Genomic DNA, 24502 nt, shown 5'->3' with positions numbered 1-24502 from the left:
TACTTCAACCCATCAAGGAGGAACCATGAAAGCCATTGCCCTGCAACGTTATCTGCCGCCGGAACTGCCGGAATCCCTGTTCGACACCGACCTGCCCATGCCTTCCCCCGGCCCGCACGACATTCTGGTGCGCGTGGAAGCCACCGCCATCAATCCTCTCGACAACCGGGTGCGGCGCCCGAAGGACAAGGTGGAGGAGCAGCCGCGCGTGCTGGGCTGGGACGCATCGGGCGTGGTGCTGTCCGCCGGAGCAGCCGTCACCAGGTTCCGGCCCGGCGACAGCGTCTACTACGCCGGGGAGCTGGGCCGCCAGGGCAGCTTCGCCGAGTTCCAGCTGGTGGATGAGCGCCTGGCCGCCCGCAAGCCTGAGTCCCTGAACCATGCGGAAGCCGCTGCCTTGCCGCTCACGGCGCTCACCGCCTGGAGCGCGCTGTTCGCCCGCATGAAGGTGCCGCGCGATCCGGCGGCAAATGCGGGGAAGCGCATCCTCATTATCGGCGCAGCGGGCGGCGTGGGTTCGATGGCGGTACAGTTTGCCGCGCGTGTTGCCGGCCTCGAGGTGATCGCCACCGCATCGCGGCCGGCGTCCGCCGACTGGGTCCTTGCGCTGGGCGCAAGCCACGTGATCGACCACCGGAAGGATATTCCTGCCCAGATGGCGCAGGCAGGCTTCCGCTACGCCGACTATGTGCTGATACTGAGCGACACGGACACCTACTATCCGGCCGCCGTGCAGGCCGTTGCGCCGGAGGGCACGATAGGCACGGTGGTGGAAGCGACAAAGCCCATCGACTGGGCCGCGCTGTGGGACAAGAGCGCCACCCTCGTGTGGGAGATGGTTTTCACCCGCAACGAGTACACGCCCGAGCGCAGCCATCTCATTGGCGAGATGCTCGCCGAGGTGGCGGCGCAAGTGGATGCGGGCCTCGTCCGCAGCACGATGACGGAGCACGTTACGCCGCTGAATGCTGGAACCCTGCGCGCGGCCCTGCAGCGCATGGCGGAAGGGCGCAGCATCGGCAAGACCGTGCTCTCCGGCTTCGCGCCGTGACGGCGCAGCGGCGGGCGCGCCGCCTTTTCCTGCTGGAGTGCCTGCTGGTCTACTTCGCGGTCGGCATGTTCTACATCCTGCCGCTGTTCGTGGCGCGGCAGGGACACGACGAGATGCAGGCGGCGCAATTGATCGGCGCGGGCGCTGTCGGCGCCATCGCGTGTTCGGCGGGAAGCGCCTGGCTGGTGCGGCGTGCGGGCTTGCGCCGCCTCGCGCCGCTGGGCAGCGCCATCTTCGCCCTGGGCGCGCTGCTGTTCGCAGCCGGGGCATGGGCAGCTGCGCCCTTGCCGCTGCTCTTTCTCGCATCGCTGATCCAGGGCTGGGGATGGGGGCTATGCTTCACATTGCAGCCGCTGTGCATGGCGTCGGCGAGCGAAGCGCCGCAGCGCGCGCCTGCGCTTCTGCTGCTGGGTGCCGTGGGCAGCATCGGCAGCGGCGCCGCGCCCCTGGTGGCAGATATGGTGCTGGACAGCGCGCCAGGCGCCTTCGCCTGGCTCTTCCTCGCCGCCGCCGCATGCAGCGCGGCGGCCTTCTTCCTGTGCAGGCGCGGCGTGCATCTGGCAGGCGATGCCCGGCTGCCGCCGTGGGATCGCGCTGCGCACGAGGTGGCAGCGGCGAACCGCGCCATCTCCGGCGCTGCGGCCGTGCTGCGCTGGCCCGGCGCGGCCTTCTACATCATGGTGGCGCTGGCTGCCTGCACCTATACCAGCATGGTCAATTTCCAGACCGGCTTCGCCGCGGCGCAAAGCCAGCGCTTCGGCGTCTTCTTCCTGTGGTACACCGTGGCAGCCATCGCGGCGCGCTTCGCGGCGGCATGGCTTGGCAGGCGCTGCGAGCTCGCGAGACTGCTGCCTCTGCTGATTGGCCTTGTACTTGCGGGCCTGGCGCTGCTCGCGCTGGCGGGGCGCTCCGCATACTTTTATGCGGCAGGCGCATTCCTGCTGGGCGGGGGCTATGGCCTGGCCTACCCGCTGATGCAGGCGCAGGCCATCGCCCACGCCCCGCCGGGAGGCGCGCCTGCGGCAATGTCGGTGTTCAGCATGAGCTACCTGGTGCCGCGCTACGGCTTTCCGTTCGCGGCGGCGCTGCTGGTGGCGGGGGGAGGGTATGAGGCGCTGCTGGCGGTGCTGGCTTGCGGCACCGCCATCGCGCTGGGACTGTCGCTGCTTAGCCGATGAAGGAGTCGAACTGCACTTCGAATTCCTGCAGCGCCTTCTGCGCGTTCTGCATCTTCTTGCGGAACTCCGGCCCGCGCTTGAGCGCCAGGCCCACGGCCAGCACGTCGATCACTACCAGATAGGCCAGGCGCGCGGAGATGGGCGTGTACGGGTCGGTGTTGAAAATCAGGTCGATGGGAATCAGCACCGTCGCAAGGTCCGCCAGCGGCGTGCCGGATGGCGCCAGCACGATCACGTCCGCACCGCCGTCGCGCGCCAGGCTCACGGAGCGCACCAGCGCCGGGCTGTTGCCGCGCTGGGAAATCGCCACCAGCGCATCGCCCTTGCGCAGCAGGGCTGCTGCAATGCTGTGGATGGCCGGGTCGGAATAGGCGACTGTCGGCACGCCGGAGCGGAAGAACTTGTGCTGCGCATCCGCCGCCACGATGCCGGAGGTGCCCTGGCCGTAGAACTCGATCTTGTTGGCCTTGGACAGGATGTCCAGCGCCTGCTGGATCGGTTCATGGCGCAGGTTGTTGCGCAGGTCCAGCAGCGTATTGATGGAGCGGCTGCAGATCTTGTTGACGAGATCGGAGGCCAGGTCGTCCTGCGTGGGCTGCTCATTCAGGCCGGGCAGGGCGAGGGCAAGGCCCTGCGCCAGCTTCAGCTTGAACTCGTGCCAGCCGTCATAGCCCAGGGTGCGGCAGAAGCGCACCACGGTAGGCTCGGAGACCTGCGCCGTCTTGGCCAGCGCGGTGATGTTGGCGCCCACGGTGCGGCTGGGATTGTCCAGCACCGCCAGCGCCACCTTGCGCTCGGACTTGGACAGCGAGTCGAGCTGGGTACGGATCGAATCAAGTAGCACGTGCAGCGCTCCGCTCAGTCTTCCGGCAGCGCTTCTTCACGCCATTGCAGGCCGTCGCGGCCGATCAGGGCGCTGGCGGCGGCCGGGCCCCAGGTGCCCGAGGCATAGGGCAGCGGTGCGGTGTCGTCCTGTTCCCAGTTATTGAGGATAGGCTCCACCCACTCCCATGCCGCTTCCAGTTCGTCGCCGCGCATGAAGAGGGTCAGCTGGCCGCGCAGCACGTCGAGCAGCAGGCGCTCGTAGGCGTCCATGCGCGGGGTCTTGAAGGTTTCGCGGAAGTCCAGTTCCAGCTCGGCCTGTTTCAGGCGCATGCCTTCGCCCGGCGTCTTGGCCATGAGGTTCATGCGCAGGCCCTCGTCCGGCTGCAGGCGGATCACCAGGGAGTTCGGCTGGAAGCTGGAGGTGGGCTGGTTGAAGATGGAGTGCGGAATCTGCTTGAAGCGCACCACGATCTCCGCCAGGCCGTCCGCCATGCGCTTGCCGGTGCGCAGGTAGAAGGGCACGCCCGCCCAGCGCCAGGTGTCGATTTCCGCCTTCATCGCCACGAAGGTCTCGGTGCGCGAATTCTGCGGCGCATCCGGTTCGTCGCGGTAGCTCGGCACCGCCTGGCCATCGACATGGCCGGCGCGGTACTGGCCGCGCACGATGTTCTGCGCCAGCGTGGTGGGGGTGAAGCGCTTCAGGGAGCGCAGCACCTGCAGCTTGGCGTCGCGCACCGCATCCGGCGCGATCGAGGCGGGCGGCTCCATGGCCACGATGCAGAGCAGTTGGAGCAGGTGGTTCTGCAGCATGTCGCGCAGGGCGCCCGAAGTGTCGTAGTAGCCGATGCGGTTGCCCACGCCCAGCTTCTCGGCGATGGTAATCTGCACGTCCGAAATCCATTCACGGCGCCACAGCGGCTCGAACAGGATATTGCCGAAGCGCAGAGCCAGCAGGTTCTGCACCGTTTCCTTGCCCAGGTAGTGGTCGATACGGTAGATCTGCGATTCGTCGAAGAACTTGCCCACCTCCGCGTTGATCTGCTTGGCGGAGGCGAGGTCGCGGCCCAGTGGCTTTTCCAGCACCACGCGCGAATTCTTCGTCACCAGGCCGCTGGTCTTCAGGTTCTCGCAGATTTTCGAGAAGATGGCGGGCGGCGTGGCCAGGTAGTAGACGCGGATCAGCGCCGGGTCGGGACGCAGCGCCGCCGACAGGGCCTTGTAGGAAGCGGCATCGGTGGCGTTCAGCGATACGTAGACGATGCGCTTGGTGAAGCGCTCCCAGTTCTCCGGCGTGACCTTGGGCGACTTGATGTGCGGCCTGGAGGTCGTGTTCACCGTATTGATGAACTCTTCCTGGCCGGCCTCGTGGCGGCCGATGCAGATGATGCGGGCATTGGGCGGCAGGTCGCCGCACACGTCGCGGCTGAACATCGCGGGCAGGAGTTTGCGCATTGCCAGGTCGCCGCTGCCGCCAAAGAGGACCAGGTCGAAATCGGAGAGTGCCATATTCGTTATCTTCTGAAAATTTACGACTGTTTATCTATACGTTCGTGTAACTATACTACCGGACGCCTTATCCCACATAAGCCGCTTCGATGCGGCCTGCCACCGGCACGCGTACCGACAGCACCCGCCCGCTGAGCGGGTACTGCGCCAGCTCTTCGGCGGGGCGCTTGCCTGCGCTCGTGATGTAGAGCGTGCGCAGGTCGGCGCCGCCGAAGGCCACCATGGTGGGGCACTTCACGGGCAGCCTGATCTCGTCCAGCTCTTCGCCGGAAGGGGAGAGCTTGAGGATGCGGGCGCCCTCGAACATCGCCACCCAGTAGTTGCCTTCGCTGTCCACCGCGGCGCCATCCGGACGGCCGCCGTAGCTGGGCGAGGCCTTGTCCGACGGGAAGACGCGCAATTCCCGCTCTTCGCCCACGGCGCCCGCCTGCACATCGAAATCGAAACGCCGCACGCGGTGCGTGGCGGTGTCGGCGTGATACATGGTCCTGTTGTCCGGGCTGAAGGCCAGGCCGTTGGAATTCGTCATGCCGCCCGACCAGGCCTTGCGCAGCCTGCCGCGCTCCAGCACATACATTTCGGCTGCGGGCTTGTCGCGCGGCTCGTAGATGGTGCCGACCCAGAAGCGCCCGGCCGCATCCACTTTGCCGTCGTTGAAGCGCGTGGTGGACTGGTCGAACGGCGCCGGCGCGATGGCGCTCACTTCGCCGCTGGCGGTGTCCAGGTGGATAAAGCCGCTGCGCGTGGCGGCCACCAGGCCGCCGCTTGCATTGCGCGCGAGGGCAGAGGGTTCGCTGGCCATCTTCCAGGATGCGTGCTTTCCGCTCGCGGTGCACAGGCGGTGCACGGCGAAGCCTTCGATGTCGACCCAGTACAGGGCCTTTTCGTCCGGCGCCCAGAGCGGGCATTCGCCCACCACCATGGCCTCGTCGAACGCGACGTCAACCTTCGCATCCATCACTGCACCTTCGCGGCCTTGGCCATCACGATCAGGCCATTGGTCGAGCTGTCGTGCTGGGCCGGGCTCACTTCGCCCGCCAGTTCGCCCTGGATCTGCTTTGCCAGCACCTTGCCCAGTTCAACACCCCACTGGTCGAAGCTGGCGACATCCCAGATCACGCCCTGCACGAAGGTCTTGTGCTCGTAGAGCGCGATCAGCGCGCCCAGCGTCGCGGGCGTGAGCTGGTCCATGAGAATGGTGTTGCTCGGACGGTTGCCGGGGAAGGTCTTGTGCGGCAGAAGCGCCTCGACCTCGGCTTCCGGCAGCTTCTGGGCCTTGAGCTCCGCGCGTACTTCTTCGGCCGTCTTGCCCTTCATGAAGGCCTCGGACTGGGCAAAGCAGTTCGCCAGCAGCGCGTCGTGGTGGCCTTCCAGGTCGTGCGTGGCGCGCAGCGCGGCGATGAAGTCGATGGGGGTGACGTCCGTACCCTGGTGCAGCAGCTGGAAGTAGGCATGCTGCGCATTGGTGCCGCACTCGCCCCACACCACCGGGCAGGTGGGCGTATCGACCTGGCGGCCGTTGCGCGTCACGCGCTTGCCGTTGCTTTCCATGTCGAGCTGCTGCAGGTAGGCCGGGAAACGCGACAGGTCCTGGTGGTAGGGCGCAATCGAGAGCGAACCCGCGTCCAGGAACTGGCGGTTCCAGAAGCCGATGAGGGCCAGCAGCACGGGCATGTTCTGCTCCAGCGGCGCGGTGCGGAAATGCTCGTCCATGGCGTGGGCGCCCTCGAGGAAGGTGCTGAAGTAGCCGAAGCCCACGGCCAGCGCCACGGACAGGCCGATGGCCGACCACACCGAATAGCGGCCGCCTACCCAGTCCCAGAAGGGGAACATATTGTCTGGATCGATGCCGAAGGCCTCCACGGCCTTGGTGTTCGTGGACACGGCGACGAAGTGGCGCGGCAGGTCCGCTTCCTTCGCCTCGCACAGGAACCATTTGCGCGCCGTCTGCGCGTTCAGCATGGTCTCGGCGGTGGTGAAGGTCTTGGAAGCGACGATGAAGAGCGTGGTCTCCGGATTCACTTGCGAGAGCACCGCGTCCATATCGTGGCCGTCCACATTGGACACGAAGTGCATCTTCAGGCGCGGGTGGGCGTAGGAGCGCAGTGCCAGCACGGCCATTTTCGGGCCCAGGTCCGAGCCTCCGATGCCGATATTGACGACGTCCGTCACCGGCTTGCCGCTGTAGCCGAGCCACGTGCCGTTGCGCACCTTGTCGGTAAAGACGCGGATACGGTCGAGCACCGCATGCACGTCCGCATTCACGTCCTGGCCGTCCACCACCAGCTGTTTGCCACGCGGCATACGGAGCGCCGTGTGCAGCACGCTGCGATGTTCGGTAAGATTGATTTTTTCGCCAGACAGCATGGCGTCGCGCTGCGCCTCCACGCCCCGCTCCCGGGCCAGGTCGAGCAGCAGCTCGATGGTGCGCGCGTCGGCCCGGTTCTTCGAATAGTCGAGGAAAAGGCCTGCCGCGTCGGTGGTCATCCGGGGGAAGCGCTGCGGGTCGGCGGCGAAGAGCTGGCGCATCTGCCAGTCGCGCGCCTCGGCGGCGTGGGATTGCAGGGCCTGGAAACTGGCGGTCGTGGTGAGGGCGGGCTGTTGCATGTTCTGATGGCGGTTTGGGAATATTATCCAACTATACAGCAAAAACAGGTAAATTCACTACAACTGTTTTTGTGCGGTGCAAATTTTTTTTCTGTCGAGGGAGCGGGCTGCTGTGGCTTGCCAGGTGGAATTGCTCTGCAGCACACATTACGGTGTTGCGGCTCGACCTTTCACTCAATTCTGTAGTAAAATTTCGAGAATTCATCGATAAGGAAAGACCATGGCATTGCATCCAGTCCTGGAAAAAGTCACCGCGCGCATCATTCAGCGCAGCCGTCCCTCGCGCGGCGCCTACCTGGCGCACCTGCAGGCGGCCCGCATGAAGGGACCGCAGCGCGGTTCGCTCTCCTGCACCAACCTGGCGCACGGTTTTGCCGCCTTCCCGGCCAACGACAAGCTGGCGCTGAAGGAAGTGCGCAAGCCTTCCGTTGCCATTGTCTCGGCCTATAACGACATGCTCTCGGCCCACCAGCCGTTCGAGAGCTTCCCCAAGATCATCAAGGATGCCGTGCGCGAAGCGGGCGCCGTAGCGCAGTTCGCGGGCGGCGTACCGGCCATGTGCGACGGCGTGACCCAGGGCCAGCCGGGCATGGAGCTCTCGCTGTTCTCGCGCGACGCCATCGCCATGGGCACGGCCGTCGCGCTGTCCCACAACATGTTCGACGCCGCCCTCTACCTGGGCGTGTGCGACAAGATCGTGCCGGGCCTCCTGATCGGCGCACTGCACTTTGGCCACCTGCCTGCGGTGTTCGTGCCGGCCGGTCCCATGACATCGGGCCTCTCGAACAAGGAGAAGGCCGCCATCCGCCAGCGCTACGCCCAGGGCAAGGCCACACGCGAAGAGCTGCTGGAAGGCGAGGCGCAGTCCTATCACGGCGCGGGCACCTGCACCTTCTACGGCACGGCCAACAGCAACCAGATGCTGATGGAGGTCATGGGCCTGCACCTGCCGGGCGCCGCCTTCATCAACCCCTATACCCCGCTGCGCGATGCGCTGACGGCAGCCGCCGCGAAGCGCGCCGCCGAAATCACGGACCAGGGCAATGAATACATCCCCGTTGGCCATGTGGTGGACGAGAAGTCCATCGTCAACGCCATCGTGGCGCTGCTGGCCACGGGCGGCTCCACCAACCACACCCTGCACCTGCCCGCCATCGCGAAGGCGGCGGGCATCGTGATCGACTGGGACGATTTCAACGACCTCTCCGCCGTGGTGCCGATGCTGGCCCGTATCTACCCGAACGGCGATGCGGACGTGAACCACTTCCACGCTGCGGGCGGCACCGGCTTCGTGATCCACGAGCTGCTGAAGGCCGGCCTGCTGCACGACGACGTGACCACCATCCTGGGCAAGGGGCTGAGCAAGCACTGCGCCGAGCCTTTCCTGAGCGCGGACGGCAAGGGTGTGGACTTCAAGTCGGCGCCGGACCAGAGCGCAGACGAGAACGTGCTGCGCACCGCCGCCAATGCCTTCTCGAAGGATGGCGGCATGGTGCTCGTGCAGGGCAACCTGGGCCGCGCCATCATGAAGGTCTCCGCCGTGAAGCCTGAGCACCGTTCGGTGGAAGCGCCGGCGCTGGTGTTCAACTCGCAGGAAGACTTCATGGCGGCCTACAAGGCGGGAAGCCTGGACCGCGACTTCGTGGCCGTGATCCGCTTCCAGGGCCCGCGCGCCAACGGCATGCCCGAGCTGCACGCCCTGACCCCGGCGCTGGCGAACCTGCAGGACGCGGGCCGCAAGGTGGCGCTGGTGACGGACGGCCGCATGTCCGGCGCTTCCGGCAAGGTGCCTGCGGCCATTCACGTGTCGCCCGAGATCCTGGCAGGCGGTCCGCTTGGCCTGGTGCGCGACGGCGACGTGATCCGCCTGGACGCGGCCAGCGGCACGCTCGAGGCATTGGTGGCATCCGACGTGTGGCATTCGCGCGCGCTGGCGCAGGCCGACCTGTCGCCGAACCATATCGGTATGGGCCGGGAGCTGTTCACCATGTACCGCAAGAGCGTGTGCGCGGCGGAAGGCGGCGCCACCACCTTCCCGCTGCCGTCGCCCATCCCGACCACCGTGGAGCTGCACGGCGGCGACAACGTGGGCAATACCGTGCCCGGTTCCGATGAAGATTTCCTGATCAATAAGAAAGCCTGACCATGACCCTGCTCGACATTATGCGTACTTCGGCCGTGATCCCCGTGATCGCGATCGACGATCCCGATCACGCCGTGCCGCTGGCGAAAGCGCTGGTGGCAGGCGGCATCCGCGTGCTGGAAGTGACGCTGCGCACGCAGCACGGCCTGGGCGCCATCCGCGCCATGAGCGCAGTGGAAGGCGCCATCGTGGGTGTGGGCACGCTCACCCAGCCGGAGGAATTCGCCGCCGCGCGCGACGCAGGCGCCGTGTTCGGCGTATCGCCGGGCCTCACGCCTTCGCTGGTCGCAGCCGCCAAGTCCAGCGGCCTGCCGCTGCTGCCGGGGGTGATGACGCCGTCCGAAGTGATGGCGGCGCGCGAGCAGGGCTTCCATCAGCTCAAGCTTTTCCCCGCGGTGCCGGCAGGCGGCGTGGGCATGCTCAACGCGATTGCGGGGCCGCTGTCGGACGTGATGTTCTGCCCCACGGGCGGCATTTCGCAGGAGACCGCGCCGGCCTTCCTGGCGCTGAAGAATGTGGCCTGCGTGGGCGGTTCCTGGCTCACGCCGAAGGACGCCATGAAGGCCGGGGACTGGGACCATATCACGGCGCTGGCCAAGGCAGCGAGCGCGCTGAAGCCATGACAATTACTTGAAATATATTCCAGAAAAATCGGCGCATTAATGCGCCGATTTTTTATTTGCCTGGTATTTGGAGGGAATTTGATGAAGCGAAATATTCCGCAGTGATATTTGCGGAGCTTCCAATAGTTTCCCTGAGAAGATAACCGTCAGTTTGTTAAAAGTGCCAGCTTACAATCCGGGCAAGCTGTGTGTTTTTTGCGACCAGTAGTGGAAAAATTGTTTCTTGTGTCTTGCGTTACGGAAATTCTCGTTGCATCATCTCAGCAGTTCGGGGCGTCATCCCGTGCCGCCGAATTGAATACTTCCGCATTAGTTTCCTGAGTAATTCGACCGCGTTTTATTCATGCCTGGAGAATATCTGGTGTCCCGGTCCCAATCGAGTCTGCTGGCTCCGCATTACCCCCTCATCCTGGCCTTGCTGGCAGCTCCCGCACTGGCCGTGCTGGGTGGCTGGCAATGGCCCGCACTGCTCGCCGCGGCCGCCCTGGCGGCCCTCGGTTTTGCCGCCAGCCGCCACGCGGCGGCGCTGAACGCCAAGCCGGAAGACGCCATCCGCCACTACCTGGACAGCCGCCAACACTTCAGCGAGGAAGTATCCGGGGTCTGGAGCTCCCACCTCGAGGCGTCGCGCGCGCAGATGGAAGGCGCCGTGGTGTCGCTGATCGAACGCTTTTCCACCATCGTCAGCCGCCTGGAGCAGGCGCTGGCCGCATCGTCGGCCTCCCAGTCCGGCAGCGACGTGGTCGGCATCTACACGCGCAGCGAGCAGGAACTGCGCTCGCTGCTGTCCATGCTCGAAGAGGCGGCGGCCAGCAAGTCCATGATGCTGCAGAAGATCGAAGGCCTGCAGGTCATTACGGCGCAGCTGCAGAAAATGGCGGCCGACGTGGCCAGCATCGCCTGGCAGACCAACCTGCTGGCGCTGAATGCGGCCATCGAGGCGGCGCGCGCCGGCGAGGCGGGACGCGGCTTCGCCGTGGTGGCCAACGAAGTGCGCATGCTGTCCAACCGCTCGGCGGAAGCGGGCAAGCATATCTCGCAGCAGGTGGGCCAGATCAGCTCCGCCATCAACGCCACCTGCAGCGCCGCCGCCGACTCCAAAAAGCAGGAAGAGCGCTCGGTGCATGCGTCCGAAGAAATGATCAATCGCGTGCTCTCCGGCTTCCGCGGCGTGACGGACGGGCTGGTGGCGTCGTCCGAACTGCTGAAGCACGAAAGCGCGGGCATTCAGTCCGAGGTGGCGGAAGCCCTGGTGCAGCTGCAGTTCCAGGACCGCGTGAGCCAGATCCTGAGCCACGTGCAGCAGAACATCAGCCGCCTGCCCGCCATCCTGGACGACAACCGGCGCCAGTTCGCGGCGGATGAAGCCCTGCAGCCGCTGAATGCGCGCGCCATGCTGGCCGAACTGGAAAGCACCTACGCCATGGCGGAAGAAAGAACACTGCACAAGACCGGCGCACTACCAGCGCCGCAGCAGGAAGAAGAGATTACATTTTTCTAGGGAGAACCTGACATGGCCAAAACCATCATGGTAGTGGACGACTCGCTGTCGATCCGCCAGGTCGTCGGCATCGCGCTCAAACAGGCGGGTTACGACGTTATCGAAGGCACCGACGGCGCGGACGCGCTGGCCAAGCTCAAGGGGCAGAAGATCAACCTCGTCATCAGCGACGTGAACATGCCCAATATGGACGGCATCACCTTCGTCCGTGAGCTCAAGCAGCTCCCTGCCTACAAGTTCACTCCCGTCATCATGCTGACCACCGAATCGCAGGAAGAGAAGAAGCAGCAGGGTCAGGCCGCCGGCGCGAAAGCCTGGATGGTGAAGCCCTTCAAGCCCGAGCAGCTGCTGAACGCGGTGCAGAAGCTGGTCATGCCTTAGGACCGGCAGCGCTTTCTTACACGGAGAAGCACCATGAGTATTGGCGAAGAGAGCCAAGGGGCGAGGTCCGCCCTCGCCATTGAAGGCGAGCTGACGATCTACCGCGCCGCCGAGCTGAAGCCGGTGTTGCTGGAGGCGGCGGCGGGCGGCGCGCTGGCGCTCGACCTGTCGCAGGTGACGGAGTTCGACAGCGCCGGCCTGCAGCTGCTGCTGATGGCGCAGCGCCAGGCTACGCTGCAGCTGCTCGCGCCCAGCGATGCGGTATGCGAAGTGCTGGCGCTGCTGGACATGACGAGCCAGTTCACCATTCTCGAAGGAGCCACGGCATGAGCATTGATATCGATGCAGTGATGCACACCTTTATCGCCGAAAGCCGCGAGCTGCTGGACGAGATGGAGAACGCCCTGCTCGCGGTGGCCCAGCCCGAAGGCGGCGCGGAGGCGGTGAACGCCATCTTCCGCGCGGCCCATACCATCAAGGGTTCGGCGGGCATGTTCGGCCTGGAGCCTGTGGTGGCCTTCACCCATGTCGCGGAAAGCGTGCTCGATCGCGTGCGCGACGGCCGCCTGCCCGTCAGCGACGAACTGGTGGCCCTGCTGCTCGCCTGCTGCGACCATATCGGCTCCCTGGTCGACGCCGTGGAAAGCGGTGAACGGGACGGCAACGAGGCGCTGGCCGCGGCCGGAGCGCCGCTGACGGCCCAACTGCAGGCCTATCTGGGCGAGGGCGCCAGCGCGGCGCCCAGGCTTGCCGCTGATTCCGCTGCGGATGTACGCGGCGAAGCGGAGCACTGGCATATCTCCCTGCGCTTTGGCCAGGACGTGCTGCGCAACGGCATGGACCCGCTGTCCTTCCTGCGCTACCTCGGCCAACTGGGCGAAATCACCGGCATCGCCACCCTGCACGGCGCGCTGCCTGCTGCCGAAGACTTCGATCCCGAATCCTGCTATCTCGGCTTCGAGATCGCCTTCCGCAGCAGCGCGGACAAGGCGGCCATCGACGGCGTGTTCGAATTCGTGCGCGAAGACTGCCTGGTGCGCATCCTGCCGCCGCACAGCCTTATTACCGCATACATCCAGCTGATCGGAGAACTGCCGGAAGAGCGCAGCCGCCTGGGCGAAATGCTGGTGAAGTGCGGCAGCGTGACGGCCCACGAATTGGAACAGGCGCTGGCGTTGCAAAGCGCTGCCGGCGCGCAGGCTGGGCCCATCGGCGCCATTCTGGTCGAGCAGGGCGCCGTGCGTCCCCCGGTGGTGGATGCCGCGCTGGCGAAGCAGAAGCAGGCGGGCGAACCGCGCGCCGCGCAGGAGAACCGTTCCATCCGCGTGGATGCGGACAAGCTGGACCGCCTCATCAACCTGGTGGGAGAGCTGATCATCGCGGGCGCCAGCGCCAACGTCATCGCGCGCCGCACGCAGATCGCCGAACTGCTTGAATGCACCTCCACCCTGAGCGGCCTGGTGGAGGACGTGCGCGACAGCGCCCTGCAGCTGCGCATGGTGAAGATCGGCGCCACCTTCAACCGCTTCCAGCGCGTGGTGCATGACGTGTCGCGCGAGATCGGCAAGGACATTCGGCTCTCCGTCAATGGCGAGGATACGGAACTGGACAAGACTGTGGTGGAGAAGATCGGCGATCCGCTCACCCACCTGGTGCGCAACGCCATGGACCATGGTATCGAAAGCGCCGAGCTGCGCGCCGCGCGCGGCAAGCCTGCTCAGGGCTGCGTGGCCCTCAACGCCTACCACGACTCCGGCAGCATCGTGATCGAGGTGAGCGACGACGGCGGCGGCCTGAAAAAGGAGCGCATCCTGGCCAAGGCCGTGGAGCGCGGGCTGGTGGAGCCTGGCCGCGTGCTGAGCGACAAGGAGATCTATGGCCTGATCTTCGAGCCGGGCTTCTCGACGGCGGAGCAGGTCACCAATCTGTCGGGCCGGGGCGTGGGCATGGATGTGGTCAAGCGCAATATCCAGGCCCTGCGCGGCAGCGTGGAGATCGCGAGCGAGGAGGGCGTGGGCACCACCGTCACCGTGCGCCTGCCCCTGACCCTGGCCATCATCAACGGCTTCCAGGTCGGCCTGGGCAAATCCGTCTTCGTGATCCCCATGGACATGGTAGAGGAGTGCGTCGAGTTCCGCGAAGAGGAAGGACGCGACTACATCGACCTGCGCGGCCAGGCGCTGCCCTTCGTGCGCCTGCGCGAGCGCTTCGCCGTATCCGGGCCGCCGGCGCGCCGCCAGAGCATCGTCGTGGTCCGCTATGGCAGCAAGCGGGCGGGCCTGGTGGTGGACAGCCTGCTGGGTGAGTTCCAGACCGTCATCAAACCGCTGGGCAAAGTGTTCAGCGGTGTGCGTTTCCTCAGCGGCTCCAGCATTCTGGGTAACGGCGAAGTGGCGCTGATCCTGGACATGGTGGCTCTGCTGAACGGCATCGAAAACGAAAACACCGAGGCTCTTGCAGCCTAGATTCAACTCTTACTTCTACATCGGAGAGCATCATGCTCAAAAATCTTAAAATCGGCGTCCGTCTTGGCCTGGGTTTTGGCGCGCTCATTCTTTTCCTGCTGGCGATCGCTGTGGTAAGCGTGCAGCGCATGGCCAGCATCGATGCCGCCACCGACGAAATGGTGGAAAGCAGTTACCCGAAGGTGGCCATGGCCAAGGACATGCAGCGCATCGCCGCCGAGAATGATGCCGACATGCGCGCCATCCTGCTGGCCGCGAACGAGGCGGAAGGAGAGCAGTACCGCAAGACCATCGAGGCGAACCGCGCCGAGCTGGCCGAAATGATGGCCAGGGTCCAGAAGCTCATCGCCAGCGAGCGCGGGCGCGAGCTGTTCAAGGACATCGCCGACAGCCGCGCCGTGGTGGAATCGAAGTACGAGCAGTTCTACCAGCTGGCGCGCAGCGACCGCAAACACGCCGCCGACTACGTGCGCAGCGATGTTGCACCTGCCAGCGCACGCCTCAACAAGGCCCTCGATACCCTGGCAGCCCACCAAGCCAAGGTCATGACCGCATCCGCCGCCGAGGCCAACCAGACTTACGAGGCAACGCGCACCCTGGTGATCGAAATTTCCGTGGCAGCAGTTCTGCTGGCGCTGGCGATTGCGGCCTTCATCACGGTCAGCATTACGAAGCCTCTGCGGGAAGCGGTGGACGTCGCCAACCGCCTGGGCGAGGGCGACCTCACGGTGAGCATCGGCAGCGTGGCGCGCGATGAGGCGGGTCAGCTGCTGGCGGCCATGCGTACCATGGTGGAGAAGCTGCAGCAGGTGGTGAGCGAAGTGAATGGCGGCGCACAGGCGCTGGCCGGCGCCTCGGAAGAGGTGAGCGCCACGGCGCAGTCGCTGTCCCAGGCGGCCAGCGAGCAGGCCGCGGGCGTGGAAGAGACCAGCGCCTCCCTGGAGCAGATGACGGCCTCGATCTCGCAGAACACCGAGAACGCACGCGTGACCGACGGCATGGCGGCCAAGGCCGCCCAGGAAGCGGCCGAAGGCGGCGAGGCGGTGAAAGCCACCGTTACGGCCATGAAGCAGATCGCCAAGCAGATCGGCATCATCGACGATATCGCCTACCAGACCAACCTGCTGGCGCTGAACGCGGCCATCGAGGCGGCGCGCGCGGGCGAACATGGCAAGGGATTCGCCGTGGTGGCGGCCGAGGTGCGCAAGCTGGCCGAGCGCAGCCAGGTGGCGGCGCAGGAGATCGGCGAAGTGGCCACGAACAGTGTGGAGCTGGCCGAGCGCGCCGGCAAGCTGCTGGACCAGATGGTGCCGAACATCCGCAAGACTTCCGACCTGGTGCAGGAGATCACGGCCGCTTCCGAGGAACAGTCCTCGGGGGTGGGCCAGATCAATTCCGCCGTAGTGCAGCTGAGCCAGACCACGCAGCAGAACGCCTCCAGCTCCGAGGAGCTGGCTGCCACCGCCGAAGAGATGAGCAGCCAGGCGGAGCAGTTGCAGCAGGCCATGGCCTTCTTCCGCGTCGAAGGTTCGGGCCGCACGAATGCCGTGGCCCTGGGCCGCCGCCAACCCGCGCCCGCACGCGAAACCGTGCGCCGCGGCGCCACCCTGAAGCTGGCGGATCCGGTGGCCGTGCAGGGCGCGCCGGACGAGGCGCACTTCACATCATTCTGAGGAGGACCGCATGAAGCAAGAACAGGACGGATCGCAGCAGTACCTGACCTTCATGCTGAGCGGGGAGACCTTCGGTCTCGGCATCATGGCGGTCAAGGAGATCATCGAATTCAGCGGCATCACCGAAGTGCCCATGATGCCGGACTGCATACGCGGCGTGATCAACCTGCGCGGCGCCGTGGTGCCGGTGATGGATCTCTCCGCGCGCTTCGGCAAGGCGCTCTCGGTGCCGGGCAAGCGTACCTGCATCGTGATCGTGGAGCTGGAGGTGGACGGAGAACGCCAGGTCACCGGCGTGGTGGTCGATGCGGTGAACGCGGTGCTCGATATTGCCGATGGCGAGATCGAGAAGGCGCCGTCCTTCGGCACCCGCATGCGCGGCGATTTCATCGAAGGCATGGGCAAGGTGAACGGCAAGTTCGTGATCCTGCTGAACGTGCACAATGTGCTGGCGCTCGAGGCCCTGGCCAATATGCCGGAGATGACGGCGGCCGATCTCGCCGCCGCATGAGACCATGAATGCCTTCCAGATCAGCGAGCAGGAGTTCGCGCAGTTCCAGCGCTTTATCTTCAACATCGCGGGCATCACCATGTCCGCAGCGAAGAAGGCCCTGGTCAGCGGGCGGCTCGCCAAGCGGCTGCAGCATTACCAGCTGCCCAGCTATGCCGCCTACTTCAAGCTGCTCTCGGACGGCCAGTCGCCGGACGAGGTGCAGCTGGCGGTGGATCTGCTGACCACCAACGAAACCTACTTCTTCCGCGAAGCCCGCCATTTCGAGCTGCTGCGCGAAGCCGCGCTGGATGCGCGTGCGGCCTGGCGCAACACGCCGTTCCGTGTGTGGAGCGCGGCCTGTTCCTCCGGCGAAGAGCCGTACAGCATTGCCATGGTGCTGGCCGACTGCCTGGGAACGAACCATCCATGGGAAGTGGTGGCGTCGGACATCAGCACCCGCGTGCTGCAGCGCGCCCGCACCGGCCACTATCCCATGGAACGCACCCAGCATATCCCGCAGGACTACTTGCGCCGCTTCTGCCTGAAAGGCATGGGCGAGCAGCAGGGGACGCTGCTGGTGGAGCGTTCGCTGCGCAGCCGCGTGCAGTTCCGGCAGGTGAACCTGAACACGGCCTTGCCCGATCTCGGCCAGTTCGATGTGATCTTCCTGCGCAATGTGATGATCTACTTTAACGGCGACACCAAGCGCCAGGTCGTTGCGCGCGTCGTGGGACAGCTGCGGCCGGACGGCCACTTCTTCATCGGGCATTCCGAAAGCCTTCACGAGGTCACGGACGCCGTGCGTGCCGTCGTGCCTTCCGTCTATCGCAAAGTTGGGCCGCGCAAGGCATGAAACAGATCAGTGTAATGGTGGTGGACGACTCCGCCGTGGTGCGCAAGGTGGTCGGCGCGATGCTGGCGACGGCGCCGGGCATCGAGATGCTGCATGCGGTCTCCGATCCCTTGCTGGCGATGGAGCGCATGAAGCTGCAGTGGCCGGACGTGATCGTGCTGGACGTGGAGATGCCGCGCATGGACGGCATCACCTTCCTGCGCAAGATCATGGCCGAGCGGCCCACGCCCGTCATCATCTGCTCCACGCTGACGGAGAAGGGGGCGGAGACCACGATGGCGGCCATGGCGGCAGGCGCGGTGTCCATCATCACCAAGCCGAAGCTGGGCCTCCAGGAGTTCCTGAAGGAGAGCGCGGACGAGCTGATTGGCGCCGTGCGCGCTGCCGCTGCGGCCAATGTGCGCAGGCTTGCTTCGCGCAGCAGCCTGCCGCCCGCCGTCCCCGTCAAGCATACGGCGGACGTGATCCTGCCGTCCGCGCCCGAGGGCAGGAGCACGCTGCAGACCACGGAGCGCGTGGTGGCCATCGGCACGTCCACCGGCGGCACCCAGGCGCTGGAAGAGGTGCTGACGGCGCTGCCGCGTGTCACGCCGGGCATCGTGATCGTGCAGCACATGCCGGAGAAGTTCACGGCGGCCTTTGCAGCGCGGCTGGACGGCCTGTGCCAGATCCGCGTGGCGGAGGCGCGCCACGGCGAACGTGTGCTGCCCGGCCAGGCCCTGATCGCGCCGGGCGGCAAGCACATGCTGCTGCGGCGCGATGGGGCGCAATACTATGTGGATGTGATCGACGGGCCGCTGGTGAATCGCCACCGGCCTTCGGTGGACGTGCTGTTCCGCTCAGTGGCCAAGCACGCGGGCGCCAATGCGATGGGCATCATCATGACGGGCATGGGCGACGACGGCGCGGCCGGGCTGCTCGAAATGCGCAAGGCCGGGGCGCGCACGGTGGCGCAGGATGAAGAGAGCTGCGTGGTCTACGGCATGCCGAAGGAGGCGATGAAGCGCGGCGCGGTGGAAAAGACGGTGGCGCTCAAGGCCATCGACAAGGAAATCATCTCGCAGTGCTCCACGCATAGGAATAGCTGAGGCGGGCCGCAGGGCAGGGGTCAGACCCCGAACGGGGTCTGACCCCGGTGCCTCAGTCGACCGCCGAACACGGTCGGCGCGGACTGGAGTTCGGTAACGGACTGGGATGTCGGGGACAGACCCCCTGGGGTCTGTCCCCTCTGTCTATTCCAGCCCTGGCGGCTGGGCGACGGCGCGGTTGCGGCCCAGGCGCTTGGCGGCGTAGAGGGCGTGGTCGGCGGCGCCGATCAGGGCCGGCACTTCCATCGGGAACTCCGGCGTCAAGGTGGCGATGCCGATGCTGACCGTGATCTGCTTCAAGTCCCCACCCGCGAATTCGTGCGGAATCTGCTGGCCGATAATGCGCATGCGGATGGCCTGCGCCATCTGCATGGCCTGGGCCGCGTCGGTATCGGGCAGGATCATCGCGAACTCCTCGCCGCCGTAGCGCGCCAGCACGTCCGTGGAACGCTGCAGCATCGAGGCCATGGCGGCCGAGACGCGGATCAGGCAGTCGTCCCCCTGCTGGTGGCCGTAATGGTCGTTGTAGGGCTTGAAGTAGTCGATGTCGATCATCAGCAGGGAGAGCTTGGCGCCGTTGCGCTTGGCGCGCCGCAGCTCCTTGTCGATGGCCACGTCGAAGTGGCGGCGGTTGGCCACGCCCGTCAGGCCGTCCAGGAAGGTCTGGGTGCGCAGCAGCTCGGTCTGTTCGCGCAGCAGCTTCTCGCGCGCTGCCGCCATGCTCACGTCGTTCAGCTGGATCAGGCAGTAACGGCCTTCGCCCGGCACTTCCACCGGCGTGACGGCCAGCGCCTGCTGCATGCGCTCGCCCCGCCCCTGCGCGCCGGGATTGCCGTACAGCGGGAAGGGCGCCCGGTTGAGCGTGGGCGAGAGCAGGGAAGAGAAGTTGTTGCTCAGGGCCTGTTGCACGGCCGCTTCCACGCGCAGGCCGCGCAGCTCGGGGAAGAGTTCGAAGAGATTGCTGCCGATGGCCTGGTGCGCGTCCCAGCCGCTATGGCGGGTCATCCACTTGTTCCACAGGACGATGCGGTGCGCGCTGTCGAGCACAATCGCGCCCACGCTCACGGCCTCCAGAACGCTTTCCAGCAGTTGCAGACGATTCGGTTCCGCCATGCTCAATGCTGTCCCATGGCCCGCGCCAGGTACAGATTGATCTGTTCCTTCAGGTCGTGCAAGGCGGATACGTCAAGGATGAAGGCCACATAGCCGTGGATCTGGTGCTTCTCCAGGATGAAGTCGATGTGCAGCATCAGCACCACGGTGTCCGCCCGCTGGCCGGAGGCGCTCAGGATCTCGTCGCTGGTGCCCACGTGGTAGACGGGCAGCGAGCCATGCAGCTCCTGCTGGAAGATGTTGGCCAGGGTGCCCACGCAGGAGTTGAGGATGATGTTGCCGATCTCGCTCATCGCCTCCTGCTCCATCTCGGACAGGGCCTGGAGGGGCACGGATTCGCCCACCATGAGGCGCACAATCTCCAGGCTCTTATCCTCCGGGAACATGAGGATGGCTTCGGTGTGGAAGGCGCCGTCGAAATGCTGGCTCACGCCGCAGATCCTGTCGCCGCCGCCGCGCCGCACGCCGGAGAGCAGCTGGGCCGCGTCGGCGCGGCTGAGGAAGCTGATCGAGGGAACCGACATGGTGACCGGTTCGCTGACGATGGAACTCATCGCGGCAGCCGCCTGGCCTACCCCGATGTTGAAGATCTCCACCAGGGCGTCGTGCTCGAGTTCGCTCAGCTCGACCATGGTCAGGCTTCCAGCGGCGCCACGAGGCGCGCGATGCGTTCGGCGGTGATGGGCTTCTCCATGAAGGCGATGCCCATGCCTTCGGCGCGCGCGCGGGTGGCGTCCTGCACATTGGCCGTCAGCAGGGAGATATGGGCCTCGGGCAGCAACAGGCGCAGCTGCTCGGCCGCGGCCACGCCGCCCATGCCGGGCATGTTCACGTCCAGCACCACCAGGTTCGGCTTCAGGGTGCCGGCCTTGTCCAGGGCCTCTTCGCCGGTGGCGGCTTCTTCGATTGTCCAGTCGGCGTGGCGGGCGAGGATGTACTGCTTGGCCATCAGGCGCGATACGCGGCTGTCGTCAACGATCAATACGACCGGGTTGGCTACCATGTCTCACTCATCTTTATTACTTTTAGGGATTGACCATTTTCTCACATCGTATCAGGGCTGGTGTGTATAAATTTACGAAATTTGTTGTCCAATCGTAATAATGACGGGTCCCGCCGAGGGGGCTTCCGGTAAAATGGCGGGTATTCCTGCCTTACTATTTTTGCACTATGACCCAAGACGAACTGAAACAGGCGGTCGCCCGCGCGGCCATTTCCTATGTGGTGGAAGGAGAGATTATCGGTGTGGGCACCGGCTCCACCGCCAACTTCTTCATCGACGAACTGGCGAAGATGAAGGACCGCATCAAGGGCGCCGTGGCGTCCTCGGAAGCGACGGCGGCGCGTCTGCGCGGCCACGGCATCCCCGTCTTCGACCTGAACGAGGTGGCGGAGATCGCCGTCTACATCGACGGCGCGGACGAGATCAATGCCCTGGGCGCCATGATCAAGGGCGGGGGCGCGGCCCTCACGCGCGAGAAGATCGTCGCTTCCGTATCGAAGCAGTTCGTCTGCATCGCCGACGGCTCCAAGCTGGTGGAGACCCTGGGCAAGTTCCCGCTGCCGGTGGAAGTGCTGCCGATGGCGCGCAACGCCGTGATGCGCAAGCTGGCGGCCCTGGGCGGCCAGCCCAAGGTGCGCTGCAAGGCCGGTTCGGACGAGATCTTCGTGACCGACAACGGCGGCAACATCATCGACGTGGCCGGCCTGGCGATCACCGATCCGGTGGCGCTGGAAACGCAGATCAACCAGATCGTGGGCGTGGTGGCCGTTGGCCTGTTCGCCGCCCGCGGCGCCAACGTCTGCCTGCTGGGCATGGCGGACGGCGTACGCACCCTGAGCTACTGAGATGCGGCGCCTCGCACTGCTGGCAATGGCGGTCGCTCTGAGCGCCTGCGCCTGGCGGCCCTGGCCCCAGGCCGCGGCGGAAGCGCCGCCCGTGGCGCGCAGGCCTGCACCGCCGCCCACGGCGGCCGACGGTACGCCGCTGGCGCAGCACGAGGGCACCGATATCCAGAAAGTGGAGTTCAAGCCGGGCGTATCGTCCGCCACGGTGGAGCGGCTGGCGAAGCAGGCGGGCTGCGAAGGCGGGCTGGGCGCGGGGCTGATGACGGCGCCGGGCCCGGTCGAGGTCTACCGCATGGCCTGCAGCGACGGCCGCGTTTTCTTGGCGCGCTGCGAGCTGCGCCAGTGCAGGCCGATGGCCCGTTAGCCGTCGTTCCCGCGCAGGCGGGAACCCAGGGGTGTATCGCCGGCTCTCCTGAACCGCCCCGCCTTCGCGGGGACGATCTCACTTGCAGCCTTCCGTCACCTTCACCACGCGGATCCTGACCTCGCTCACCTTGCAGGCGGGGCGCGGCTCGATCTTGTACGTGTCGCCGTAGCAGCCGCTCAGGCCCACGAAATTGTCCGCCACGCCGCGGCTCACGATGTTGCTGCCCGGGCAGCTCGCCTCGTAGTGCACGTCGATGCAGGACACCACCTCCTTGCCGCCCCTGGGCATGGTGCCGTTGGCGTAGTAATGGCCTTCGCCGTCCGGGCATTTCCCCACACCCAGCTGGATCTCGCGCGCCATGCGCTGCAGGTAGGCGGTGCGTTCGGCCTGTTCGGCGGCCTTGTCGCGGCGTTCCTGTTCCAGCCTGTCCGCCCTTTGCTGCGCCAGCTGGCGTTCGCGCTCGGCCTTTTCCTGGGCCGCGATGCGTTCGCGTTCAGCGCGGTCGCGCCTGTCCTGGGCCTCGCGCTCGCGTTCCCGCGCTTCGGCAGCGCGCCGCTCGTTTTCCCGCCGTTCCGCGGCCAGGCGCCTGTCTTCGGCAGCCTGGCGCTGGTCGCGCTCGCGCGCCGCCTGGCGGCGCCGGTCCGCCTCGCGCTCGTCGGCATCGCGCCGTGCCCGGTCGCGCTCGGCCTGCTGCGCCGCGAGTCGGCGGTTGGTTTCCGCGAAGGCGGCCGCCGTGTCGCGGTTCAGCTTGTTGAGGATGGCGGCATTCTCCGCCGCCTTCTGCTGGATATAGCGCGTCAGCATGGCCGCGGTGCTTTCGCTGGGGCTGCTGCTCTCCTCTTCCATTTCACGCTGGCGGCGGCGGGCTTCGGCCTCCCTTTCCTCGGCCAGGCGTTCTTCTTCCTCCTCGCGCGCGATGCGTTCCCGCTCGGCGCGCTCCGCTGCCAGGCGCCGCTCTTCGGCTTCGCGCAGCTCGCGGGCTTCCTCCTCCTTTTCTTCGTACAAGGCCAGGCGGCCCCGCGTCAGACTGCTGCGGTCGGCAGCACTGCCCGCCGACTTGGCCGCCTTGGCGAGCGCGGACTCCGCGCAATCGTAATCGCGGCGCAGGGTGCAGAGGCGGGCCTTGTCCAGCGCGGCCTGGAAATCCTGTTTTTCCAGCTGGTCGAGCTTGTCGCTCATTTCCAGCAGTTTGTTCTGGCCGGCGCCCGGCAGGGCGAGGAACAGCAGCAGGGCAGGGAAGAAGCGTCGCATTTATGCTCATCGGAAATTGACTTACAAGCGGTAATGTAACAAGATTTGCCGGTCCCGCAACATCTTTCGGCCGCTCCATGACTGATTTCCGCCTGCTTCCCTTCCTGTTCGCCTCCAGCCTGGCAGTGGCCGCGCCGTCCAGGCCCGCCCCGGCGAAGCCTGCCCCGTCCGTCCCCGCGCCGGCGGCCGACTCGCTGCTGCGTGTGGCCTGCGACGAGGACGGTGCGGGCGCCGAAGTGAGCATCAACGGCAAGTTCAAGGGCGAATGCCCGATCGATATTGCCCTGGCAGAAGGGCTGTACAAGCTGCGCGTGCTGAAACCGGTCGACGCCTTGCATGAGCGCGATTTCATGCAGGAGGTGAGGATGGGCAGCGGCGTGGTCAAGAAGGTGGAAGTCGCGCTCTCCGCGCCGCACCTGACCGAGGAAGGCCGGCGCCAGGAAGAAGTTCGCCGCGCAGCCGCCGCGAAGGCCGAGGAAGAGCGGCGCGCTGCGGCTGCCCGCGCGGAAGCCGAACGCCAGCGCGTGGCCGACGAGGCCGCCCGGCGCGAACAGGCCGCTTTCGCCGCCGTGCTGGCCAGGGCGGAAGCGGGCGACACGCCTGCCATGGTCGAGGTCGCGCGCCGCTATGGCGAGGGCGCGGGCGTGGCGGCCGACGAGGTGAGCGAAGCCAGCTGGCTGGAAAAGGCCGCCAGCAAGGGCGATCCGGGCGCCATGTTTACCATCGGCACACGCTACGAGAACGGCATCGGCGTGCAGAAGGACTACGCGAAAGCCTATCGCTGGTACCGCCCTTGCGCCGATGCGGGCCACGCGCCCTGCGTGGGCGCCGTGTCGGCCTTCTTCCTGAACGGCTGGGGCGTGCCGCGCGACTTGGCGCAGGCCGTGCAGTGGGCGCGCAAGGGCGAAACGCTGCAGTCGGGGCGGGCCGTGTTCGCGCTCGCCAACCTCCATCAGGCGGGTCTGGGCGGGCTCGAAAAAGACATGGAAAAGTACCAGGCCTATGTGCTGCAGGCTGCAAGGCTGGGCGAACCGCGTGCCATGTACTACCAGGCCCTCATGGAACTGAAGACCGATCCCTGGCCGCAGGAGCAGCTCGACAAGTCGCGCGCCTGGCTGGAGAAGGCCGTCGCTTCCGGCGCCGAGGGCGGCTATGCCGAAGCCAAGTCGCTGTACTGGCTGGGGAAGTTCTACCTGAATGGCCAGGGAGTGCGGAAAGATCTCAAGACGGCGGGCCGGATGATCGAGCGCGCCGCCCAGCTGGAGGACGCGGACGCGATGTCCCTGCTGGGTCTCTGGTATATGGAGGAGTACAAGGGCGAAAATCCGATCGGCAAGCGGGACGACAAGGTCGCCGCTGGCCTGTTCCGCAAGGCCGCCGAGGCTGGCGAGCCGGAAGCGATGCAGAACCTGGCTTACTTCTATTACTACGGGAAAGGCGGGCTGCCCCTGAACCAGGCCTTGGGCAAGGAGTGGCAGCAGAAGGCGGCGAATGCGCGTCTGGCGCGCGCCTTCGCCCCTTTCCGCTGAAGGCTGC

At 66.1% G+C, this 24502-nt stretch carries 23 protein-coding genes; 15 read left to right on the top strand and 8 right to left on the bottom strand.

Annotated elements, in window-relative coordinates:
• The first annotated feature begins 25 nt into the window (after positions 1-25).
• Both LSQ66_RS15410 and LSQ66_RS15405 read left to right on the top strand, forming a co-directional pair.
• Positions 26-1051: a zinc-binding alcohol dehydrogenase family protein gene (locus LSQ66_RS15410; protein ID WP_231766083.1), complete on the top strand. Its 1026-nt coding sequence runs from the start codon at positions 26-28 to the stop codon at positions 1049-1051.
• Positions 1048-2229: an MFS transporter gene (locus LSQ66_RS15405; protein ID WP_231766082.1), complete on the top strand. Its 1182-nt coding sequence runs from the start codon at positions 1048-1050 to the stop codon at positions 2227-2229. Before LSQ66_RS15410 ends, LSQ66_RS15405 begins: the two co-directional genes overlap by 4 nt.
• Here the strand turns inward: LSQ66_RS15405 and LSQ66_RS15400 are convergent.
• From LSQ66_RS15400 to pgi, 4 genes are all read right to left on the bottom strand, one after another.
• A complete protein-coding gene (locus LSQ66_RS15400) occupies positions 2219-3073 on the bottom strand; it encodes an SIS domain-containing protein (protein WP_231766081.1) in 855 nt (284 codons plus the stop codon). The genes LSQ66_RS15405 and LSQ66_RS15400 overlap by 11 nt on opposite strands.
• A gap of 14 nt (positions 3074-3087) precedes the next feature.
• A complete protein-coding gene (gene zwf, locus LSQ66_RS15395) occupies positions 3088-4560 on the bottom strand; it encodes a glucose-6-phosphate dehydrogenase (RefSeq protein ID WP_231766080.1) in 1473 nt (490 codons plus the stop codon).
• A 67-nt stretch (positions 4561-4627) separates the two neighbouring features.
• Positions 4628-5518 carry an SMP-30/gluconolactonase/LRE family protein gene (locus LSQ66_RS15390; protein ID WP_231766079.1) on the bottom strand — a complete coding sequence of 297 codons (891 nt, stop codon included), beginning with the start codon at positions 5516-5518 and terminating at the stop codon, positions 4628-4630.
• Positions 5518-7167 carry a glucose-6-phosphate isomerase gene (gene pgi / locus LSQ66_RS15385; protein WP_231766078.1) on the bottom strand — a complete coding sequence of 550 codons (1650 nt, stop codon included), beginning with the start codon at positions 7165-7167 and terminating at the stop codon, positions 5518-5520. Before pgi ends, LSQ66_RS15390 begins: the two co-directional genes overlap by 1 nt.
• Before the next feature lie 220 nt (positions 7168-7387).
• Between pgi and edd the strand changes: the two genes are divergently transcribed.
• From edd to LSQ66_RS15335, 10 genes are all read left to right on the top strand, one after another.
• Positions 7388-9310, top strand: a complete 1923-nt coding sequence (edd, locus tag LSQ66_RS15380; RefSeq protein ID WP_231766077.1) for a phosphogluconate dehydratase — start codon at positions 7388-7390, stop codon at positions 9308-9310.
• Between the two features lie 2 nt (positions 9311-9312).
• Complete coding sequence (gene eda, locus LSQ66_RS15375) at positions 9313-9933, top strand: bifunctional 4-hydroxy-2-oxoglutarate aldolase/2-dehydro-3-deoxy-phosphogluconate aldolase (protein WP_231766076.1); 621 nt, start codon at positions 9313-9315, stop codon at positions 9931-9933.
• Between the two features lie 343 nt (positions 9934-10276).
• Positions 10277-11434, top strand: coding sequence for a methyl-accepting chemotaxis protein (locus LSQ66_RS15370; protein WP_407659528.1), 1158 nt, complete (start codon positions 10277-10279; stop codon positions 11432-11434).
• 12 nt (positions 11435-11446) lie between these two features.
• Complete coding sequence (locus tag LSQ66_RS15365; RefSeq protein ID WP_231766074.1) at positions 11447-11815, top strand: response regulator; 369 nt, start codon at positions 11447-11449, stop codon at positions 11813-11815.
• A gap of 33 nt (positions 11816-11848) precedes the next feature.
• Complete coding sequence (locus tag LSQ66_RS15360) at positions 11849-12145, top strand: STAS domain-containing protein (RefSeq protein ID WP_231766073.1); 297 nt, start codon at positions 11849-11851, stop codon at positions 12143-12145.
• Between the two features lie 2 nt (positions 12146-12147).
• A complete protein-coding gene (locus tag LSQ66_RS15355; RefSeq protein WP_231770120.1) occupies positions 12148-14280 on the top strand; it encodes a chemotaxis protein CheA in 2133 nt (710 codons plus the stop codon).
• 32 nt (positions 14281-14312) lie between these two features.
• Positions 14313-15953 (top strand): methyl-accepting chemotaxis protein, encoded by a 1641-nt coding sequence (locus LSQ66_RS15350; RefSeq protein WP_231766072.1) that lies wholly within the window; start codon positions 14313-14315, stop codon positions 15951-15953.
• Between the two features lie 10 nt (positions 15954-15963).
• The gene (locus tag LSQ66_RS15345) at positions 15964-16464 is read left to right on the top strand and encodes a chemotaxis protein CheW (RefSeq protein WP_231766071.1); all 501 of its coding nucleotides are present in this window, start codon (positions 15964-15966) and stop codon (positions 16462-16464) included.
• A 4-nt stretch (positions 16465-16468) separates the two neighbouring features.
• Positions 16469-17299 (top strand): CheR family methyltransferase, encoded by an 831-nt coding sequence (locus LSQ66_RS15340; RefSeq protein ID WP_231766070.1) that lies wholly within the window; start codon positions 16469-16471, stop codon positions 17297-17299.
• Positions 17296-18387: a protein-glutamate methylesterase/protein-glutamine glutaminase gene (locus LSQ66_RS15335; protein WP_231766069.1), complete on the top strand. Its 1092-nt coding sequence runs from the start codon at positions 17296-17298 to the stop codon at positions 18385-18387. The genes LSQ66_RS15340 and LSQ66_RS15335 overlap by 4 nt, the downstream gene beginning before the upstream one ends.
• A gap of 144 nt (positions 18388-18531) precedes the next feature.
• Here LSQ66_RS15335 and LSQ66_RS15330 read toward each other — a convergent pair whose 3' ends face one another.
• From LSQ66_RS15330 to LSQ66_RS15320, 3 genes are read right to left on the bottom strand one after another with little or no spacing between them, the layout of a single operon-like run.
• Complete coding sequence (locus LSQ66_RS15330; protein ID WP_231766068.1) at positions 18532-19500, bottom strand: diguanylate cyclase; 969 nt, start codon at positions 19498-19500, stop codon at positions 18532-18534.
• A 2-nt stretch (positions 19501-19502) separates the two neighbouring features.
• Complete coding sequence (locus LSQ66_RS15325) at positions 19503-20132, bottom strand: chemotaxis protein CheC (RefSeq protein WP_231766067.1); 630 nt, start codon at positions 20130-20132, stop codon at positions 19503-19505.
• A gap of 2 nt (positions 20133-20134) precedes the next feature.
• Positions 20135-20503 (bottom strand): response regulator, encoded by a 369-nt coding sequence (locus LSQ66_RS15320; RefSeq protein ID WP_231766066.1) that lies wholly within the window; start codon positions 20501-20503, stop codon positions 20135-20137.
• 167 nt (positions 20504-20670) lie between these two features.
• On the opposite strand from LSQ66_RS15320, the gene rpiA reads away from it, so the two are divergent.
• Positions 20671-21348, top strand: a complete 678-nt coding sequence (gene rpiA, locus LSQ66_RS15315) for a ribose-5-phosphate isomerase RpiA (protein WP_231766065.1) — start codon at positions 20671-20673, stop codon at positions 21346-21348.
• Position 21349: 1 nt separating this feature from the next.
• Positions 21350-21712, top strand: coding sequence for a hypothetical protein (locus LSQ66_RS15310; protein ID WP_231766064.1), 363 nt, complete (start codon positions 21350-21352; stop codon positions 21710-21712).
• 78 nt (positions 21713-21790) lie between these two features.
• Here the strand turns inward: LSQ66_RS15310 and LSQ66_RS15305 are convergent, their stop codons facing one another.
• A complete protein-coding gene (locus LSQ66_RS15305) occupies positions 21791-22966 on the bottom strand; it encodes a hypothetical protein (RefSeq protein WP_231766063.1) in 1176 nt (391 codons plus the stop codon).
• A gap of 77 nt (positions 22967-23043) precedes the next feature.
• Here LSQ66_RS15305 and LSQ66_RS15300 point away from each other — a divergent pair, with 77 nt between their 5' ends.
• Entirely contained in the window at positions 23044-24495 is a 1452-nt protein-coding gene (locus LSQ66_RS15300) for a PEGA domain-containing protein (RefSeq protein ID WP_231766062.1), read from the top strand.
• Positions 24496-24502: the final 7 nt, after the last annotated feature.

Source organism: Massilia endophytica (genome assembly GCF_021165955.1).
Taxonomy (GTDB): domain Bacteria; phylum Pseudomonadota; class Gammaproteobacteria; order Burkholderiales; family Burkholderiaceae_D; genus Rugamonas; species Rugamonas endophytica.
This window is presented reverse-complemented; position numbering and strand designations above follow the sequence as displayed.